Source organism: Streptomyces sp. YIM 121038 (assembly GCF_006088715.1).
Classification (GTDB): domain Bacteria; phylum Actinomycetota; class Actinomycetes; order Streptomycetales; family Streptomycetaceae; genus Streptomyces.
Window position 1 is genome coordinate 6,995,953 of the sequence record NZ_CP030771.1, and the last position, 18,873, is coordinate 7,014,825.

Annotated in this window: 15 protein-coding genes and 1 riboswitch; of the genes, 6 read left to right on the forward strand and 9 right to left on the reverse strand. The window is 71.6% G+C overall.

Annotated elements, in window-relative coordinates:
• Positions 1–16: 16 nt before the first annotated feature.
• The 4 genes from C9F11_RS30185 to C9F11_RS30200 form a co-directional block, all read right to left on the reverse strand.
• The gene (locus C9F11_RS30185; protein WP_138962220.1) at positions 17–694 is read right to left on the reverse strand and encodes a response regulator; all 678 of its coding nucleotides are present in this window, start codon (positions 692–694) and stop codon (positions 17–19) included.
• Complete coding sequence (locus C9F11_RS30190; protein ID WP_138962221.1) at positions 691–2,394, reverse strand: sensor histidine kinase; 1,704 nt, start codon at positions 2,392–2,394, stop codon at positions 691–693. Before C9F11_RS30190 ends, C9F11_RS30185 begins: the two co-directional genes overlap by 4 nt.
• 150 nt (positions 2,395–2,544) lie before the next feature.
• On the reverse strand, positions 2,545–3,567 hold the full coding sequence (locus tag C9F11_RS30195; protein ID WP_138962222.1) for a sucrase ferredoxin: 1,023 nt from the start codon (positions 3,565–3,567) through the stop codon (positions 2,545–2,547).
• A 33-nt stretch (positions 3,568–3,600) separates the two neighbouring features.
• A complete protein-coding gene (locus C9F11_RS30200; RefSeq protein ID WP_138962223.1) occupies positions 3,601–4,869 on the reverse strand; it encodes a citrate synthase family protein in 1,269 nt (422 codons plus the stop codon).
• 120 nt (positions 4,870–4,989) lie between these two features.
• On the opposite strand from C9F11_RS30200, the gene C9F11_RS30205 reads away from it, so the two are divergent.
• Positions 4,990–6,165 (forward strand): citrate synthase/methylcitrate synthase, encoded by a 1,176-nt coding sequence (locus C9F11_RS30205; RefSeq protein WP_138962224.1) that lies wholly within the window; start codon positions 4,990–4,992, stop codon positions 6,163–6,165.
• A 171-nt stretch (positions 6,166–6,336) separates the two neighbouring features.
• Here C9F11_RS30205 and C9F11_RS30210 read toward each other — a convergent pair whose 3' ends face one another.
• The 3 genes from C9F11_RS30210 to C9F11_RS30220 all read right to left on the reverse strand — a co-directional run bounded on the left by C9F11_RS30210 (position 6,337) and on the right by C9F11_RS30220 (position 8,350).
• Positions 6,337–6,912, reverse strand: a complete 576-nt coding sequence (locus tag C9F11_RS30210) for a DUF6082 family protein (protein ID WP_249401932.1) — start codon at positions 6,910–6,912, stop codon at positions 6,337–6,339.
• Positions 6,913–7,507: 595 nt separating this feature from the next.
• Positions 7,508–7,744 (reverse strand): hypothetical protein, encoded by a 237-nt coding sequence (locus C9F11_RS30215; RefSeq protein WP_138962225.1) that lies wholly within the window; start codon positions 7,742–7,744, stop codon positions 7,508–7,510.
• Positions 7,745–7,864: 120 nt separating this feature from the next.
• The gene (locus C9F11_RS30220; protein ID WP_346347458.1) at positions 7,865–8,350 is read right to left on the reverse strand and encodes a DUF6082 family protein; all 486 of its coding nucleotides are present in this window, start codon (positions 8,348–8,350) and stop codon (positions 7,865–7,867) included.
• A 365-nt stretch (positions 8,351–8,715) separates the two neighbouring features.
• Between C9F11_RS30220 and C9F11_RS30225 the strand changes: the two genes are divergently transcribed.
• The gene (locus tag C9F11_RS30225; protein WP_249401933.1) at positions 8,716–10,194 is read left to right on the forward strand and encodes a CobW family GTP-binding protein; all 1,479 of its coding nucleotides are present in this window, start codon (positions 8,716–8,718) and stop codon (positions 10,192–10,194) included.
• Here C9F11_RS30225 and C9F11_RS30230 read toward each other — a convergent pair whose 3' ends face one another.
• Positions 10,195–12,648, reverse strand: a complete 2,454-nt coding sequence (locus tag C9F11_RS30230) for a DNA topoisomerase IV subunit A (RefSeq protein ID WP_138962227.1) — start codon at positions 12,646–12,648, stop codon at positions 10,195–10,197.
• 408 nt (positions 12,649–13,056) lie between these two features.
• On the opposite strand from C9F11_RS30230, the gene C9F11_RS30235 reads away from it, so the two are divergent.
• The 4 genes from C9F11_RS30235 (at position 13,057) to C9F11_RS30250 (ending at position 18,078) form a co-directional block, all read left to right on the forward strand.
• Positions 13,057–14,442, forward strand: a complete 1,386-nt coding sequence (locus C9F11_RS30235) for a pitrilysin family protein (protein WP_249401934.1) — start codon at positions 13,057–13,059, stop codon at positions 14,440–14,442.
• 23 nt (positions 14,443–14,465) lie between these two features.
• Positions 14,466–15,848, forward strand: coding sequence for a pitrilysin family protein (locus C9F11_RS30240; RefSeq protein ID WP_138967157.1), 1,383 nt, complete (start codon positions 14,466–14,468; stop codon positions 15,846–15,848).
• Positions 15,849–16,109: 261 nt separating this feature from the next.
• Positions 16,110–16,272, forward strand: a riboswitch (cyclic di-AMP (ydaO/yuaA leader).
• A 12-nt stretch (positions 16,273–16,284) separates the two neighbouring features.
• The gene (locus tag C9F11_RS30245) at positions 16,285–17,118 is read left to right on the forward strand and encodes a M23 family metallopeptidase (RefSeq protein WP_138962228.1); all 834 of its coding nucleotides are present in this window, start codon (positions 16,285–16,287) and stop codon (positions 17,116–17,118) included.
• 288 nt (positions 17,119–17,406) lie between these two features.
• The gene (locus tag C9F11_RS30250; RefSeq protein WP_138962229.1) at positions 17,407–18,078 is read left to right on the forward strand and encodes a GntR family transcriptional regulator; all 672 of its coding nucleotides are present in this window, start codon (positions 17,407–17,409) and stop codon (positions 18,076–18,078) included.
• Between the two features lie 420 nt (positions 18,079–18,498).
• Here C9F11_RS30250 and C9F11_RS30255 read toward each other — a convergent pair whose 3' ends face one another.
• A complete protein-coding gene (locus C9F11_RS30255; RefSeq protein ID WP_138962230.1) occupies positions 18,499–18,780 on the reverse strand; it encodes an HPr family phosphocarrier protein in 282 nt (93 codons plus the stop codon).
• Positions 18,781–18,873: the final 93 nt, after the last annotated feature.

An 18,873-nucleotide genomic window follows, 5' to 3' on the forward strand; every position in this document is an offset into this window, starting at 1 on the left:
CGGGGCGTGGCGTGGGTCAGCGGCTGGACGCCCACTCGTAGCGGTGTTCGGGACGTCCTGTGTCGCCGTACTTCAGGCTCAGCCGCACTCGGCCGGTGCGCTCAAGGAGCTTGAGGTAGCGCTGTGCGGTCTGGCGGCTGAGCCGGGTGCGTTCTCCCAGCTCCTGCGCGGAGAGCGGCCCCTCGGCGGCCATCAGGGCCCTGCGGACCAGCTCCGCGGTCGTGAGGGAGTGCCCCTTGGGCAGTTCGGGCGCCGGAGTCGCCGAGAGCGCGCCGAAGATCCGGTCGACCTCGGCCTGTTCCGCCTCGCCGCCGCCGTCCAGGGTGCGACGCAGCGTGGCGTACGCGTCGAGCTTCGTACGGAGCCCCGCGTACGAGAACGGCTTCACCAGGTACTGGAGCGCCCCGTGGCGCATCGCGGCCTGGACGGTGGTGACGTCGCGGGCCGCCGTCACCATGATCACGTCGGTCTGGTGGCCGCGTTCGCGCAGCGTGCGCACCACGGCGAGGCCCGTCTCGTCCGGCAGATAGTGGTCGAGGAGCACCAGGTCGACGGGGAGCTGTTCGACCAGGCGCAGTGCCTCGGCCGCGTTGTGGGCCCGGCCTGCGACGCGGAAGCCGGGCACCTTCTCCACGTAGGCGGCGTTGACGTCCGCGACCCGGACATCGTCGTCCACGACCAGTACCTCGATCATCGTGCCTCCTCCGTGGCGGCCGGTGGGGTGAGCGACCGGGGTTCCGTGGCGGTGGAGCGCAGGTCCCCGCCCATCGGCTGCGGCTCTGCCAGCCCTTCGGGGAGGACCACGGTGAACTCGGCGCCCCCGTCCGCTCCCGCGCCGACCCGTACGCTGCCGCCCTGGCGTTCGGCGAGCCTGCGGACCAGCGCGAGTCCGATGCCCCGTTGCCCGTGCGCGGGAGGCTCCTTCGTCGTCCAGCCCTCCGTGAACACCGCTTCGCGCTGGTCCTGCGGTACCCCGGGGCCGGTATCGCGCACCTGGAGGACAACCGTGCGTCCCTGTAGACCCTCAGTACGCAAAACGACCTCCACGCGTGCGTGCCGTGTGCCCGTCGCCGCGTCCAACGCGTTGTCCACGAGGTTCCCGACGATGGTCACGAGGCCTCCGGGGTCGACGAGCCGGTCGGGCAACGCGGTGTCTCCGGAGACGGCGAGTGCCACGCCGCGCTCCGTGGCCACGGTCGCCTTGCCGACGAGCAGGGCCGAGAGGAGCGGATCGTGGACCTTCTCGGTGATCTGCTCGGCCGTCACCCGGTGGGCGCCCGCCACCTCACCGACGAACTCCGCGGCCTCCTCGTACATCTCCAGCTCCAGCAGGCCGAGCAGCGTGTGCATACGGTTGGCGTGCTCGTGGTCCTGGGCGCGCAGGGCGTCGATGAGGCCGTGCGTGGAGTCGAGTTCCCGGCCGAGCTGCTCCAGCTCGGTGCGGTCGCGCAGGGTCGCGACGGCACCCCCGTCGTCCGTGGGCATGCGGTTGGCGACCAGGACGCGCTGGCCGCGTACGGTCAACAGGTCGGTGCCCGTGACGCGCCCGGCGAGGACGTCCGTCGTACGGCCCGGTCCGAGCGCCTCGTCCAAGGGCCGGCCGATCACCTCCGTGCCGAGCCCGAGGAGCCGCTGTGCCTCGTCGTTGAGCAGCCGGACGCGTCCGCCGCGGTCGAGGGCGACGACGCCCTCGCGGATGCCGTGCAGCATCGCCTCGCGCTCCGCGAGCAGCGCCGAGATGTCGGAGAAGGCGAGGTCCCTGGTCTGGCGCTGCACGCGCCGGGAGATCAGATAGGCGGCGAGCGCGCCCGCGGCGAGCGCCCCGCCCGCGTACGCGAAGAGGCTCGGGATCGTATGGATCAGACGGTCGCGGACGCTGTCGTACTCGATGCCTACGGAGACGGCGCCGACGATCTCGCCGCCCGCCACCCGCAGGGGTACCTTCCCGCGCGCGGAGCGCCCCAGCGTGCCGTTGTCGATCTGCATGACGTCACGGCCGGCGAGCGCGTCGCTGGGGTCGGTCGAGACGACCTTGCCGATCTCGCCGGGGTCGGTGTGCGACCAGCGCACCCCCAGCTTGTTCATGATCACTACGTACTCGGCGCCGCTGGCCTCGCGGATGCGTTCGGCCGCCGCCTGGACGGGCCCGTCGGCCGCCGGACGCGTCGAGGTGAGGTCGCGGACGATCTGAGGCTGTGCCGCCGTCGTCTGCGCGATGGCGAGCGCGCGGCGCATGGCCTGGTCGTCGAGCTGTTTGCTGAGCGGCGCGAGGAACAGACCGGTGGCGAGCACCGTGACCCCGGCGGCGATCGCCAGCTGCATCAGCAGGACCTGCGAGAAGACGCGCCGCGGCAGGCCGAGGCGCAGTCGTCGGGCAGGAGGAGTCGGGCTCATGCGACGAACGGTACGGCGGCGGGCGGTCTCCTCTTAAGAGAGTGTGGCGTGGATCTCGTCAGCCCTTGCGTCGCTTCCCCGGAGGCTGACGAGGAGCGCCCCTGGAGCCTGCCGGACTGCTTGTGCGCTGCCGCGCGCCCCTTTGTGTTGCTAGGTGAGTGCTCCGAGCGCGGATGCGCCCCCGTCCTTGTTCGCGTTCCCCTGATCGACCCCGCTCCCGTCCGCGCTTTCGCGGTGGTGCCCGCCCTCAGCTCCGGTCGACCGGGATCCCGTGAGCTCGCGGACCGCCATGACGTCCATCCGGGCGGGTGACGCGAGGGCCGCGCCGCAGCTCTCCGGGCGCGGCGGGAGCGAGGCGCCCTGGGCGACGGTGACCAGCCAGTGCCGCCCGTCGGTGTGGGCCACGGTGATCTCCCAGCGCGGGGCGTCACCTGTCGTCCGTACGACGCTCAGGACGCCCGCGCGGTCCTCGCCCACGGCCGTGCGCACCGCGAGCTCGGCGGCCTGCCCGGGACGCTCCCAGGCGGAGTTGCCCCGGCAGCCCTCCGTGACGACGCGTCCTTCGCGCACCGCTTGCAGGACGCTCTTGACGGCGTGCGCCGCCGTCCGGCCGTACGCGTATCCGTACGGGAGCACCAGCAGGGTGGGGGAGAAGCGGTGACCACCTAGATGAGTGACTTCCCAGACGCCTTCCTCGCCGGAGGCGGCGAGTTCGGCGGCGAGCGGGCGGCCGAGCAGGGCGCAGCAGCGGTCCCGCTTGCCGTTCGTGCACACGAGCGCGAGCGGGTCGCCGGTGTGCGGGCGGCCGAAGCCGCCGTGGTCGCCCGCGCCGAGTGCCGCGAAGTCCAGGTCGAGCAACTGCCTCGGGTCGTCGATCACATGGGCGCGCAGCCAGGTGGCTCCCGGGGTGGTGTGCGCGACGAACACCCGGTGCCGCGCGGGTGTGTGACAGTCGGCGTGCCGTCCGGGGCGCCGGATGAGGGCGACCCGGACGCCCGTGGACTCGGCCGCCCGCTCCAGCGCTCGGCCCACCTCCGGGTCCAAGTGGCTTGATGTGAGCGCTTTGGCACCCCAGGGGCCGGGCTGTTCCAGGAGCAGCCAGGTCTTGGCGGTGGCCGCGGTGCCCGTGAGGGGTTCGCTCAGGTCCCGCGATGCGGTTGCGCAGGTACTCACGGAGGTGAGCCTAACCTGAGGCCCCGGCCGGACTCACGTGTCCTGCTTGGTGGGCAGCGGCTGTGGCGGGCGCTGCCCGACGTACTGGCCGACAGGACGCATGCGCATCGGCCGCTCCTCGTACTCCTCCAGGGCGTGCGCGATCCAGCCGACCGTGCGGGCCACCGCGAAGACCGTCTCGCCCGCCTCAGCGGGCATGCCGGACGACACGGTGAGGACGGCGAGCGCGAGGTCGACGTTGGCGTGCAGGTCGGTGTGGCGGGCGGTGGTGGCCACCACGTCGCGCGCCGCCGCGAGGGCGGGTCCGGCCTTGGGCATCACTTCGAGCAGGCCGAACAGGGCCTGGGCGCGCGGGTCCTCGCCCGCGTACAGGCGATGGCCGAGCCCGGGGACGCGGCGGCCCGCGCGCAGTTCGTCCGCGACGACCGGTGCCGCGGTGCCCCGGTCGAGCACCTCCACGAGCATGCGGTGGGCGAGGCCGCTGGCCGCGCCGTGCAGGGGCCCCTCCAGGACGCCGAGGCCCGCCGACACCGCCGCGTACGGGTGGGCGCGGGCGGACGCGGCCACGCGGACCGCCAGCGTGGACGCGGCGAGGTCGTGGTCGACGAGCAGCGCGAGGGCGGTGTCCAGGGCGTGGAGCGAGGCCTCGTCGGGCTTGCGGCCGCTCAGCCGTGCCCACAGCCGCCCGGCGAGCGGGCCGCCGTCGCGGTGCGTGGCGAGGACGGGCGGGAGCGCGGCGACCATGGTGGGGATCAACGTGCGGGCCGTGCCGACGACCGCCTCCTCGGAGAGGTCGAAGCGGAGCGGGTCGGCGGCCGCCGCGGAGATGGCCGCCACGCGCAGGCGGTCCGTGGGGGCGCAGTGCGCGGGCAGGGCGCGCACGGCGAGCCGCGCGGCTCCGGCGGGCTCCGGCGGTGCCGTGAAGTGGATGCCCGGGCGCAGGACGCCGGTCCACAGCCACTCGGCGACCTCTTCGTAGGAGTGGCGCAGGGCCAGCTCGGCCGCGTCGACGCCGCGGAAGTAGTAGCGATCCTTGTCGATCAGCGTGATGCGGGTGCGGACGGAGAGTTCGTTGGCCGTGGTCGCGGCGGCGGGCTCGCGGCGGTTTCTGTGCGCGAGGGCCCGCACCTCCTTGGGGTCGAAGGTGCTGCCGCGCCCTCCGGGGCCGCGGCGGCTGTTGAGCTGGCCCCGGCTCACGTACGCGTACACGGTCTCGGGCTTCACGCCGAGTAGCTCCGCGGCCTCCTTGGTGCTGATCCGCCGACCTTCGTGCGTGGCCGCACCCGCTTCTTGATCCGTCATGGGCGTCACCGTATCTGCGTCCGGACAGCTGCATTCGCACATTGATTCAATCAATATTGACAGGGATTGAGTCAAGCATGGACAGTCAAGTCAAGTCCAGGGAGGAAGTCGAGGAACACCATGCCGATCAATGGCTCCGCCGCCACCCCTACCGCGCCCATCGAGGTCCCCCGCGGCCTCGCGGGCGTCGTCGTCACCGAGACCCAGCTCGGGGACGTCAGGGGATACGAGGGCTTCTACCACTACCGCCAGTACTCCGCCGTCGAGCTCGCGCAGACCCGCGGCTTCGAGGACGTCTGGCACCTGATGTTCCACGGAACGCTGCCCGACGCCGCGCGGCGGGCAGCCTTCGCCGAGCAGACCGCGGCCCTGCGGCACCTGCCGGACGAGGTGCGCGCCGCGCTGCCCGCCATCGCCCGCGCCAGCGTGCTCTCCGGTCCGCTCTCCGGACTGCGTACCGCGCTCTCACTCTTCGGCGCCGCGAAGGGCTTCCGGCCCGTTTACGACATCGATGGCGACCGGCGCCGCGCCGACGCGCTCGCCGCCTCCGCCGTGGTGCCGACCTTGCTCACCGCGCTGTACCGCCTCGGCCAGGGGCTCGACCCCGTGGAGCCGCGCGACGACCTGTCGTACGCCGCCAACTATCTCTACATGATGACCGGTTCGGAGCCGGACGCCGCCCGGGCGCGGGCGGTCGAGCAATACTTGATCTCGACCATTGACCACGGCTTCAACGCGTCAACGTTCACGGCCCGCGTCATCACGTCGACGGGTGCGGACGTGGCGGCCTGTCTCGTCGGAGCCGTCGGAGCGCTGTCCGGTCCGCTGCACGGCGGTGCGCCCAGTCGCGCCCTGGACACGCTCGACGCGATCGGCACGCCCGAGCGCATCGACTCCTGGATCCGGGAACGCGTGCTCGCGGGCGAGCGCATCATGGGCTTCGGCCACCCCGTCTACCGCACGGAGGACCCGCGCTCCCGCATGCTCCGCGGCATCGCGCAGCAGTTCGGCGGCGAGCTCGTGGAGTTCGCGGTGGAGGTCGAACGGCAGGTCGAGGCCATCCTCGCGGAGCTCAAGCCGGGGCGCGAACTCCACACGAACGTGGAGTTCTACGCGGGCGTGGTCATGGAGCTGTGCGGGCTGCCGCGCGAGATGTTCACGCCGACGTTCGCGTCCGCGCGTGTGGTGGGCTGGAGCGCCAACATTCTGGAGCAGGCGCAGGACTCGAAAATCATCCGGCCCGCGGCTCGGTACGTGGGGGAGGAGCCGCCGGTGGCGGTGCCGCCGCTTGCCTGATCGGTGCCCAACTGTGCGGCGCCCGGTCGTGCTGTGCCCGGCCGCGCGGTGCCCAGTCGGGCCGCGCTCGGCCGCGCGATGCTCAGTCGGGCCGTGCTCGGCCGTGCCGCACCCGGCTGCGCGGCGGGCTGCCGAGGCGCAGGCCGAGCCGGGCCGACGGGCCACCCTCGTTCACGCGGTGGACGGGGGCGTCCTGCGATGCTGGTCGGCCAGGGCGCGCTCGAAGACCCGGAACATGCGGCCCTCCGCACTGTCGGCGGGCAGTCGGCTCTTGTGCGCGCGGGTGGCGTTCCAGTAGCGCAGGAAGGCGGGGCTGGACAACAGGCTCGACGCGTAGACGACGAGGTCTTCCTCGGAGAAGGTGCCCCAGCTCAGCGCCAGGACGAAGTGGTTGAAAGCGAGGTTGGAGAACAGGTCCTGACGCAACTCGGTGGTCGATCCCAGAGGGAGGTCGTTCCACACTGCGGCCAGGTCGGGGTTGTCCATGACCATCTCGGTCAGCTGCATGTGGAGGGAGCGTAGATCCGCCTCGGCGCTGCGGTGCAACTCCTGTCGTGAAGTCGCCAGTTCCGCCCGCTGGAGCGCGAGTTCCTGTCGCTGCATGCGTAGTTCACGCTGTTGCAGGAGCAGCGTGAAGATGAGCAGCAGGAGGGCGAGGCCGGAGAAGACGGCACTCACGCCGCCGAAGTAGTCGCCGATCTGGCTTCGCTTCTCCGCTGTCCGGCTGTCGCCGTTGGCAGCCTCCACGCCGCGTATCAACAATCCGCTCACGGCAATGGACGCCAGGCTCACAAGCGCGATGCCGATGACGACGGCGGCGCTCCATAGGGAGGTGGTGCGTGCCGAACGCCATGCATGTTGACCTGGCATCAGTCACCCCTGAGGGAAAGTCTTCCCGAGGGTGAGTGCAGGAAACGGCACCCGGGAGGGCGGGAGCAGCAGGGCGCTGGACATGTCGGCTGTGTGCCAGGGGGATGGGTCGGGGCCCGGATGAGGGCGCATCGGCTGCTGATGACGATCCGTGCGTGGGCGGCACGCGCTACGCCGACGGGCAACTCGTCGTCGGGATCCGAGGTCGTTTTGGTTCAGGTCGCGAGGAAGTCACTGGCCGATGCTTCGATGATGTGCGGCGGTCGGCATGGGAAAGGTGGCATCTCTCCCGTGATAGAGGTCCATCCCGCAGTGGAGTTCGAGCACACCGGAACTACGTCGGCGCACGAGGCGAGAGAGCGCAGGGCGAACGGAGGGCCCGAAGGGCGCTTGTGGTGAGGAGTCACTCACGTGACGGCAGCTCGGAAGCGAAGCGCCGGAATGGGGCGTCGTGTCCTGCTCCGGGTTACGGTCAGGCGTCGGGGATGTCGGCCTTGGCCCGGATGAGGGTCTCTCGGCTGATCACGACGATGCATTCGTCGTCGGCGCGTGCCGCGTCGGCGGGCAGTGCGCCTGCGAGGTCCGCTGTCATCTCGGTTCCGATGACAGCGAAGTCGCCGGTGCTGAGCTCGAAGATGTCGGGGCACGTCGCGCCCGAGGCGCTGCCCCGCTCGCGTGGAGAGGCGCCAATGCGGCGCAGGATGTTCAAGGGGATCCTGGTCCTTGGGTGCTAGGCGGAAGGGCCAGGACAGATTAGCCCCAAATGTCTGTGCCCGGGAGCCGTGTGGCGCTCCAACTCGTCTCGGCGCAGGGGTGGTTGGGGTACCGGCTAGTCGGCGGGCGGGTGCTCGACAATCCACCGTTCGCCCGTGTTCGCGGCCCGGAAACCCTGTACCAGACTGTCCAGGGCGCGCTCCATCTCGGCCTCCTCCGACGAAGGGCACAGGCTGGCGTGGTGGTGGGTGATCTCCCAGTACTCGCGCAAGATCGGGTTCTGGCACATCGCCTGACGATGTCCGTGGAGTTCTCCTGGGCTCATGACGCCGATCCGGCACGCCTGCAGAGCGTGGAAGTGGAGGGCGTGGGCGAACAAGAACTGGCGGCGCCCGGCCGATGGCGCCTCGCCGTCGTAGATGTCCGGGTCCGCGGCCAGCGTCTCGTCCCCCATGGCCTCGCAGCGCAGGGCGAAGTGCAGACGGTGCTGCTCGGTCAGGGCCATGTGCCTGCGGAGCCGCGCGGCCGCGAGGGCCAGCGCTCCGGTCGTGATCGCGAGGCCCGCCATCGCGGCCGGCCTGATCCCCCCCGTATCCAGTATTTTCGTGTGGCCATGTCAAGCCCCGAATCAGGCGACCGTCCGCCGGTCTTCGGGCGCGGGGCGGCAGGCGGACCGGCGAGCGATGGGCGGCGCTTGCCGCCTCCCAGGGTGCCGAGCGGCTCTGATCGGCCGGGAGACGGAGAGGAGGCGCACGGAAGCACGGCAGGAATCCGGTTTCCGACATCCCTGCGCCGTGCCCAATGTGTGCCCCGTCGGCGTCGCACGGGATCGTTCGCCTACCGGCACGTCTACGCGCACATATCCTGGAGTGGTGTTCAAATGCCGTACGTGCTCGTCGCCTGCGAGGTGTACGCGTCTTGAGCGAATTGACCGACCTTGATGTGTGTTGATGCGAGGGGCCACACGTGCGTGAGCAGCAGATTCCAGTCGTCGTCCTCACGGGATTCCTGGGATCGGGCAAGACGACCCTGTTGAACCACCTGCTGCACCGCAGCGGAGGCAGTCGCATCGGCGCGATCGTCAACGACTTCGGTTCCATCGAGATCGACGCCATGGCCGTCGCGGGCCAGCTCGGCGACTCCACCGTGTCCCTCGGCAACGGGTGTCTGTGCTGCGCCGTGGACGCCGGCGAACTCGATGTGTATCTGGAACGGCTCGCCCGGCCCTCTTCCCGCATCGACGTCATCGTCATCGAGGCGAGCGGGCTCGCGGAGCCGCAGGAACTCGTGCGCATGGTGCTCGCCAGCGAGAACCCGCACATCGTGTACGGCGGTCTCGTGCAGGTCGTGGACGCCGCCGAGTTCGACGCCACCAGACAGCGGCACCCCGAGGTCGACCGGCATCTGAAGATCGCCGACCTCGTCGTGGTCAACAAGGCCGACCGGGTACCGGCGGGGGAGCGCGACCGCGTCCTCGACGAGGTGCGCCGTCACACCGACCGGGCCGCCGTCGTCGCCGCCACGTACGGGCGCGTGAACGTGGAGCTCCTCCTGGACCGCAAGCCGGTGGGGGAGCGCGTCGGGCAGCTCTCCTTCGACGACCTGCACGACCACAGCGAGGACCCGTACACGGACGGCGGCCACCGGGAGGCCGACGGCGGCCCGGAGACGGGCGAGGAGTGCCACTGCGGCGACCCCGGCCACACCACCCCGCACGGTGCCCCCGGCCACGCCACCCCGGACGGCGACCTCGGCGACGCCACCCCGCACGGCGGCCGCGGTCACGCCCATCTGCACAGCGCCTACGAGAGCCTCGCCTTCACCTCCGAAGCGCCCATGAACCCCCGCCGCCTCATGGCCTTCCTCGACAGCAGGCCCGAGGGGCTCTACCGCATCAAGGGGTACGTCGACTTCGGGGCCGCCGACGCGCGCAACCGGTACGCGGTGCACTCCGTGGGGCGGTTCCTGCGCTTCTACCCCGAGCCGTGGGAGCCCGGCGAGAAGCGCCTCACGCAGCTCGTCCTCATCGGCTCCGGCATCGACGTACCGGAGCTGCACACCCGGCTGACGCTGTGCCGGGAGAACGACGAGGACGCCCCGCACGCGGATGAGTTCGGCATGTGGGGCGTCCTGCGGTACGTACAGGAGCCGGGTGCGGAGGAGACGCCCGGGGCTGAGGGCGGGAGCGGGCCCGAAGCCGGGGCCGGGCCGGGACCCGACCCCGCCTCCGATGCCACCGCCGATATCGCCGACGATGTGGACGGCGACGTCGAGCCGGAGGCCGGTCCCGACCCCTACTCGGACCTCGACTTCGGCCCTGACACCGATGATGCCGATGGCTTCGACGACTTCGACGACTTCGACGGCCTCGACACCGAGGACCACGAAGACCTCGGCCCCGCAGCCGACCCCGGCCCCGGGACCGGCCCCGCCACCGGCCGCTGACTACACCGGCCCCGCCACCGCAGCCACCGGCTTGGCCAGGGAGACGCCGGAGCCGTCCCGGCGCGGGTCGGGCTCCGGCAGCTCCGTCGGGATGCCCGTGCGCTGTGCCGCGCGCGGCGGCGTGGGGCCCGCCCAGGCGAAGCTCAGGCAGTCCTCGCCCTTCAGCAGGCGCTGGCAGCGCACGCCGCCCGTCGCACGGCCCTTGCGCGGATACTGGTCGAACGGCGTCAGCTTCGCCGTCGTCTGCACCGAGTCGTCGAGCGTGCCGCGCGAGCCCGCGACCGTGAACACCACGGCGTCCGCCGCCGGATCGACCGCCGTGAAGGAGATGACCTTCGCGCCCTGTGCGAGCTTGATGCCCGCCATGCCGCCCGCCGGGCGTCCCTGCGGGCGCACCTGTCCCGCCGGATAGCGCAGCAACTGGGCGTCGTCCGTGATGAAGACCAGGTCCTCCTCGCCCGTGCGCAGCTCGATCGCGCCGGCGATGCGGTCACCGTCCTTGAGGGTGATGACCTCCAGCTCGTCCTTGTTCGCCGGATAGTCGGGCACCACGCGCTTGACCACGCCCTGTTCCGTACCGAGCGCCAGGCCCGGGGAGGACTCGTCGAGCGTCATCAGGCAGATCAGCTTCTCGTCCGCCTCCAGGGAGAGGAGCTCGGCGACCGGGGCGCCTCCCGAGAGGTTGGGCGCGGACGCCGTGTCCGGGAGCTGCGGCAGATCGACCACGGAGAGCCTCAACAGGCGCCCCTCGGACGTCACCGCGCCCACCTCACCGCGCGCGGTCGCCGGGACCGCCGAGACGATCACGTCGTGCTTGACGCGCTTGCCGTCGCTCTCCGAGAAGGGCTCGCCGTTGGCCGTGCGGGCCAGCAGGCCCGTCGAGGACAGCAGGACCCGGCACGGGTCGTCCGCGACCTGGAGGGACACCGTGGGGGCCGGGGCGCCCGCGGACTCCAGGAGCACCGTGCGCCGCTCGGTGCCGAACTTCTTCGACACGGCGGCCAGTTCGGCGGAGACCAGCTTGCGCAGCTCCGCGTCCGACTCCAGGATGCGGGTCAGCTCGTCGATCTCCGCGTTCAGCTTGTCGCGCTCGGACTCCAGCTCGATGCGGTCGTACTTGGTGAGGCGGCGCAGCGGGGTGTCCAGGATGTACTGCGTCTGGACCTCGGTCAGGGAGAAGCGCTCCATCAGGCGCTCCTTGGCCTGCGCGCTGTTGTCGCTGGAGCGGATGAGGCGGATGACCTCGTCGATGTCCAGGAGGGCGATGAGCAGGCCCTCCACCAGGTGCAGCCGGTCGCGCTTCTTGCCGCGGCGGAACTCGCTGCGGCGGCGCACCACGTCGAAGCGGTGGTCGAGATAGACCTCGAGGAGCTCCTTGAGGCCGAGCGTGAGGGGCTGGCCGTCCACCAGCGCCACGTTGTTGATGCCGAAGGACTCCTCCATCGGCGTCAGCTTGTACAGCTGCTCCAGGACGGCCTCCGGGACGAAGCCGTTCTTGATCTCGATGACCAGGCGCAGGCCGTGCGCGCGGTCGGTGAGGTCCTTGACGTCGGCGATGCCCTGGAGCTTCTTGGACCCCACCAGGTCCTTGATCTTGGAGATGACCTTCTCCGGGCCGACGCTGAACGGCAGCTCCGTGACGACCAGGCCCTTGCGGCGCGCGGTCACGGCCTCCACGGCGACCGTCGCGCGCATCTTGAAGGTGCCGCGCCCCGTCTCGTACGCGTCCCGGATGCCGGACAGGCCGACGATCCGGCCGCCGGTGGGCAGGTCGGGGCCCGGGATGTGCTTCATGAGCGTCTCGAGGTCGGCGCCCGGGTACTTGATGAGGTGCCGGGCGGCCGCGATGACCTCGCTGAGATTGTGCGGCGGCATGTTCGTCGCCATGCCTACGGCGATGCCGGACGAGCCGTTCACCAGGAGGTTCGGATACGCCGCCGGGAGGGCTACCGGTTCCTTCTCCTGGCCGTCGTAGTTCGGCGTGAAGTCGACCGTGTCCTCTTCGATCGACTCCGTCATGAGGGACGTGGCGTCCGCCATGCGGCATTCCGTGTACCGCATCGCGGCGGGCGGGTCGTCGTTCCCCAGCGAGCCGAAGTTCCCGTGGCCGTCGACCATGGGCAGGCGCATGGAGAACGGCTGCGCCATGCGGACCAGCGCGTCATAGATGGACGCGTCGCCGTGCGGGTGCAGCTTGCCCATGACCTCGCCGACGACGCGGGCACACTTCACATAGCCGCGCTCCGGGCGCAGGCCCATCTCGTTCATCTGATAGACGATGCGGCGCTGCACCGGCTTCATGCCGTCGCGGGCGTCGGGCAGGGCGCGGGAGTAGATGACCGAGTAGGCGTACTCGAGGAAGGAGCCCTGCATCTCGTCGACGACGTCGATGTCGAGGATCTTCTCCTCGAACGAGTCGTCGGGCGGTGGGGTCTTCGTGCTGCGGCGGGCCATCGCTGCTGCGGCTCCTTCACCAACAAGTGCGGGATCTGACGCCGACCATTGTGGACCGTCCCACTGACAACCCCGACCACGACCCGGGCCCACCCGCGCGCCGACCAGGCGGTCGGCGGCGTGGCGCGGGCACGCCACGGCCGCGCGGCGCCCCCGTTCCGCGCCGCGAACCGGGGCGGAGCCGGGGCGGGACCGGGCGGGGCAGAGGTAGGAACCCGGCGGCGCCGGGGCCCCGCCGCGGGCCCCGGCGCACCGCACACGCCCACGCGCGCCCCGTCGCGATCACGCCCACGGCGAACACCGACGACCCGGAGCGCGGAACGGGAACTTCGCCAGGGGTCTGCGGGCTTGCATACAGTGTCAGGACCGGCAAAAGCTATTGAGGATTCAGCGATCGAAGGGACGTACATGCCCATGGGTCACACGGCCACAGCCGCGGCAGGCTCCGGCGGTCTGGCAGCGACCGAGCACCGCCTTGCCAACGGCCTGCGCGTGGTGCTCTCCGAGGACCACCTGACCCCGGTCGCCGCGGTGTGCCTCTGGTACGACGTGGGCTCGCGCCACGAAGTCAAGGGGCGCACCGGTCTGGCTCACCTCTTCGAGCACCTGATGTTCCAGGGCTCGCAGCAGGTGCACGGCAACGGTCACTTCGAACTGGTGCAGGGTGCCGGCGGCTCGCTGAACGGCACCACCAGCTTCGAGCGCACGAACTACTTCGAGACCATGCCCGCGCACCAGCTGGAGCTCGCCCTGTGGCTGGAGGCGGACCGGATGGGCTCCCTCCTGGCGGCACTCGACGAGGAGTCCATGGAGAACCAGCGCGACGTGGTGAAGAACGAACGCCGCCAGCGCTACGACAACGTCCCCTACGGCACGGCCTTCGAGAAGCTCACCGCCCTGTCGTACCCGGAGGGCCACCCCTACCACCACACCCCGATCGGCTCCATGGCCGACCTGGACGCGGCCACCCTGGAGGACGCCCGGAACTTCTTCCGCACGTACTACGCGCCGAACAACGCGGTCCTGTCCGTGGTCGGCGACATCGACCCGGAGCAGACGCTCGCCTGGGTCGAGAAGTACTTCGGCTCCATCCCCGGGCACGACGGCAAGCAGCCGCCGCGCGACGGCTCGCTGCCCGAGCGCATCGGCGAGGAGCTGCGCGAGGTCGTCGAGGAGGACGTCCCGGCCCGCGCCCTGATGGCCGCCTACCGCCTGCCCCAGGACGGCACGCGCGCGTGCGACGCGGCCGACCTGGCCCTGACGGTGCTCGGCAGCGGCGAGTCCTCGCGGCTCTACAACCGCCTGGTGCGCCGCGACCGCACCGCGGTGACCGCCGGGTTCGGCCTGCTGCGGCTCGCCGGAGCGCCCTCCCTCGGCTGGCTCGACGTGAAGACCTCGGGCGACGTCGAGGTCCCCGTCATCGAGGCCGCCGTCGACGAGGAGCTCGCCCGGTTCGCCGAGGAGGGCCCCACTCCGGAGGAAATGGAACGGGCCCAGGCCCAGTTGGAGCGCGAGTGGCTCGACCGCCTCGGCACGGTCGCGGGCCGCGCGGACGAACTGTGCCGGTTCGCCGTCCTCTTCGGTGACCCGCAGCTCGCCCTCACCGCGGTCCAGCGCGTCCTCGACATCACGGCGGCCGAGGTCCAGGAGGTCGCCAAGGCGCGCCTGCGCCCCGACAACCGCGCGGTCCTGGTGTACGAGCCGGTGGCCGCCGCGGAGGACGCCGACGGCACGGCCGCCGCGCCCCAGCAGGAAGCCGCCGAGACCCAGCAGGAAGAGGAGGCGGCGAAGTGAGTGAGGCTGAGACGTCCGTGAAGATGCAGTTCCACCCGCAGCCCCAGGCGGGCACGGCCAAGCCCTGGGCCTTCCCGGCCCCCGAGCGCGGCGCCCTGGCCAATGGCCTGACGGTGCTGCGCTGCCACCGCCCCGGCCAGCAGCTCGTCGCCGTCGAGGTCCACCTCGACGCGCCCCTGGACGCCGAGCCGCAGGGCCTGGACGGCGTGTCCACGATCATGGCGCGGGCGTTCTCCGAAGGCACCGACAAGCACTCCGCCGAGGAGTTCGCCGCCGAGCTGGACCGCTGCGGCGCCACGCTGGACGCGCACGCCGACCACCCCGGCGTCCGGCTCTCCCTCGAAGTGCCCGTCTCCCGCCTGGCGAAGGGCCTGGGCCTGCTGGCCGACGCGCTGCGCGCGCCCGCCTTCGAGGACGGCGAGATCGAGCGCCTCGTCCGCAACCGCCTGGACGAGATCCCGCACGAGACCGCCAACCCCGCGCGCCGCGCCGCCAAGGAGCTGGCCAAGCAGCTCTTCCCGGCCACCTCGCGCATGTCGCGCCCGCGCCAGGGCACCGAGGAGACGGTCACCGCCATCGACTCCGCGGCCGTACGCGCCTTCTACGAGAAGCACGTGCGCCCCGCCACGGCCACCGCCGTCGTGGTCGGCGACCTCACGGGCACGGACCTCGACGCCGTCATCGCCGACACCCTCGGCGCCTGGACGGGCGGGTCGGCGGAGCCGCACGTGATGTCCCAGGTGACCGCCGACGACACCGGCCGCGTCGTCATCGTGGACCGCCCCGGCGCCGTCCAGACGCAGCTCCTCATCGGCCGCGTGGGCGCGGACCGGCACGACATCGTCTGGCCGGCGCAGGTCCTCGGGACGTACTGCCTGGGCGGCACCCTCACCTCGCGCCTGGACCGCGTCCTGCGCGAGGAGAAGGGGTACACGTACGGCGTGCGCGCCTTCAGCCAGGTGCTGCGCTCCGCGGCCCCGCGGTCCCCGGAGGGCGCCCCGGGCGTCGCCATGCTGGCCATCAGCGGCTCCGTGGACACGCCGAACACGGGCCCGGCGCTGGATGACCTGTGGAAGGTCCTGCGCACCCTCGCCGCCGAGGGCCTCACCGACGCCGAGCGCGACGTCGCCGTGCAGAACCTGGTGGGCGTGGCCCCGCTGAAGTACGAGACGGCCGCCGCGGTCGCCGCGACGCTCGCCGACCAGGTGGAGCAGGAGCTGCCGGACGACTTCCAGGCGAGCCTGTACCGGCAGTTGGCCGGGACGGGCACGGTGGAGGCCACCGCGGCCGTCGTGAGCGCGTTCCCGAGCGACCGCCTGGTGACGGTGCTCGTCGGTGACGCCGCGCAGATCGAGGAGCCCGTCAGGGCCCTCGGCATCGGCGAAGTGACGGTTGTCACCGGCTGATTGCGGCACACACGCCATGAACCGGCCTCACCAGGCCGCAACGGGCAAACCGGAATGAACGCCGCGTAACCCCAGGGGCCCCGGAGGCTCAGGAAGCCTCCGGGGTCCCTGCATGCTGCCATATGTCCGAATTGACATGGAGGTTGGGCGTCTGCCGTGTGGCGTGCGCTACAAAAGGCAGGATCCGTTTGTCGATTGAAAGATGAGGCGTTTAGCGTCAGTGCGGCTGTACGTCACGCAGTACGCCGCGCCCGCGGCACCGGACAGTCATCGCCGAGTCCCCGTACGGCGTGAGCCAGGGGAGCCGGGGACCCACACGTCCCCTGGGGTGAATCGGTCCCCTTGCCGCGAGGCGAGGAGTCCGTAGGAGACCTTCCTGCTCCGAACCCGTCAGCTAACCCGGTAGGCGAGAAGGAAGGAAAGGACCAGCCGCTTCATGGCGCTCATCCGCCCGACCGGCAAGCACCGCCGTCCGAGCCGCATCACGCGCACCACCGCCAGCGCCGCGGGCGTCGCCGCCCTCACCACCACCGGTGTCATCTCGGGCCTGGCCGCTCCGGCCCTCGCCGCCGACGGCTCCGCGGACCACGCGAGCACCGGCCTCACGCAGGCCATCGCCATCAACGACACGCTGGCCGACGAGATCGACGCCCAGGCCGCCGCCCAGAAGCAGGCCGCCAACGACGCCGCCGCCCAGAAGAAGGCGGAAGAGGCGGCGCGGCAGAAGGCCGCCGAGCAGAAGCGCAAGGCCGAGGCCGCCGCGAAGGAGAAGGCCGAGAAGGAGGCCAAGGCCAAGGCGGCGAAGGAGGCCAAGGAGCGGGCCCGCGAGCGGGCCGCCCGTGACGCCGAGCGCAAGCGCCTGAACGCCTACGTCGCCCCGGTCGCCGGCTCCTACGTCTCCACCTCCTACAAGGCCGGCGGCGGCATGTGGTCCTCCGGCAGCCACACCGGCATCGACTTCCACGCCGCGTCCGGCACCTCGGTGCAGGCGGTCGGCGCGGGCACCGTCGTCGAGGCGGGCTGGGGCGGCGCCTACGGCAACAACGTCGTGATCAAGATGAACGACGGCACGTACACCCAGTACGGCCACATGTCGTCCCTCAGCGTCACGGTCGGCCAGGCCGTCACCCCCGGCCAGCAGATCGGCCTCTCCGGTTCCACCGGCAACTCCTCCGGGCCGCACCTGCACTTCGAGGCCCGCACCGGCGCCGAGTACGGCTCGGACATCGACCCGATCGCGTACCTGCGCTCCCACGGCGTGGGCGTCTGACGCGTCGACGGCGCGAACGCCCCGCGCCCGCGCACGTCCCGAAAGCCCCGGCTCACCGAGCCGGGGCTTTCGGCATCGGGGCACGGCTCGGGCCCTAAGCGCCCACGACCGGTAAGCGTGCCGCTGCGCACACCTTTGGCCAAAAGATATCCATGGATTCCGGTGCCCCATCGGAAAATGCGGCCATCTGCAATAGAGTCCGTCGTGGCAGCGTCCATGGAGTCGCCGCACCAGCGTCTTCAACGCGTCGCGCGACGCGTTTCGCGGGCATTAAAGCGGAGGTCCGTCATGCGCATTCCCGCGCACTCGGTCTGCACGGCCATCCGGGACGACATCGTCTCCGGTGTCTACGAACGCGGCACGCGGCTCACCGAAGAACTCCTCGCCCGCCGCTACGGCGTCTCGCGCGTCCCCGTGCGCGAGGCCCTGCGCACCCTGGAGGCCGAGGGCTTCGTCGTCACCCGCAGGCACGCGGGCGCCTGCGTCGCCGAGCCGACCGAGCAGGACGCCGCCGACCTCCTGGAGGTCCGTACGCTCCTGGAGCCGCTGGCGGCCGCCCGCGCGGCCCAGCGCCGCACCGAAGCCCATCTGAAGGTCCTGCGCGGCCTCGTGCGCCTCGGCCAGGAGCGGGCCCGGCGCGGCGGCGAGGACCTGCGCGCGCTCGACGGCTGGTTCCACGAGACGCTCACCCAGGCCTCCGGCAGCCCCGGCCTCATCGCCCTGCTCACCCAGCTGCGCCACAAGGTCGCCTGGATGTACGTGGCGGACGCGCAGGCCGCGGCCACGGACCTGTGGAGCGGGCACGCCGCGGTCGTCGACGCGGTCGCCCGCCAGGACGCGGACCGGGCCCGCGCGCTCACGCTCCTGCACGCCGAGCGCACGGCGTCCGCGTACCGGCCGCGCGCCGGGCGTGTGAGGGGTTCGCAACGCGCCGTCAACAAAGTAGGCGTACGGAATTAACAGGCGCCCCGTACACGGGACTAACAGGGGCCTCGTACTCAGGATTAACAGGGGCCTCGTACACGGGACCCGTATCCCGTACGCGGGACTCGTCCACCGGACTCGTATGCAGGGCTCATATGCGGAGTGCACGTACCCGAAGTGCGCGTACGCGACCTCATGCGCGGCGTCGTGAAAGCCGGGCATGCCCGCGTGGGAATTCCCCGCCGGATTTACTTGCCGCAGGTGCTGCCTTTGTGCCACCGGTGGTGCGCCACCGGCTCGTGAATTCACCCGGGGCGTTCGCCGGACGGCACTCCGCGGGGGCGCGCCTCGGGGCGCACCCCCCCCGAAAAGCCTCGGGGCGCACCCCCGAAAACACGACGGAGCCGCGCGGCCACCCAGTGGCTCACGCGGTTCCGGCACGCTTGTCCGACCGTGTCAGACGGTCTCCGGGAGCTCCTCGAGGCCCTCGGAGACGAGCTTCGCCAGCCGGTCCAGGGCGGCGTCCGCACCCTCGGCGTCCGAAGCGAGCACGATCTCCTCGCCGCCCTGCGCGCCCAGGCCGAGCACCGCGAGCATCGAGGCCGCGTTGACGGGGTTGCCGTCGGCCTTGGCGATCGTCACGGGGACGCCCGAGGCCGTGGCCGCACGGACGAAGATGGAGGCGGGCCGGGCGTGGAGGCCCTCGGCCCAGCCGACGTTGACGCGGCGCTCAGCCATGTGTTGCTGCCCTTCCAGGTGTCTCACACTTGTCTAGACCAGTGTCTCATGCCGACCCGGGTGCTCCCGCAGGACCGGCGGAGCGCTGCCCCA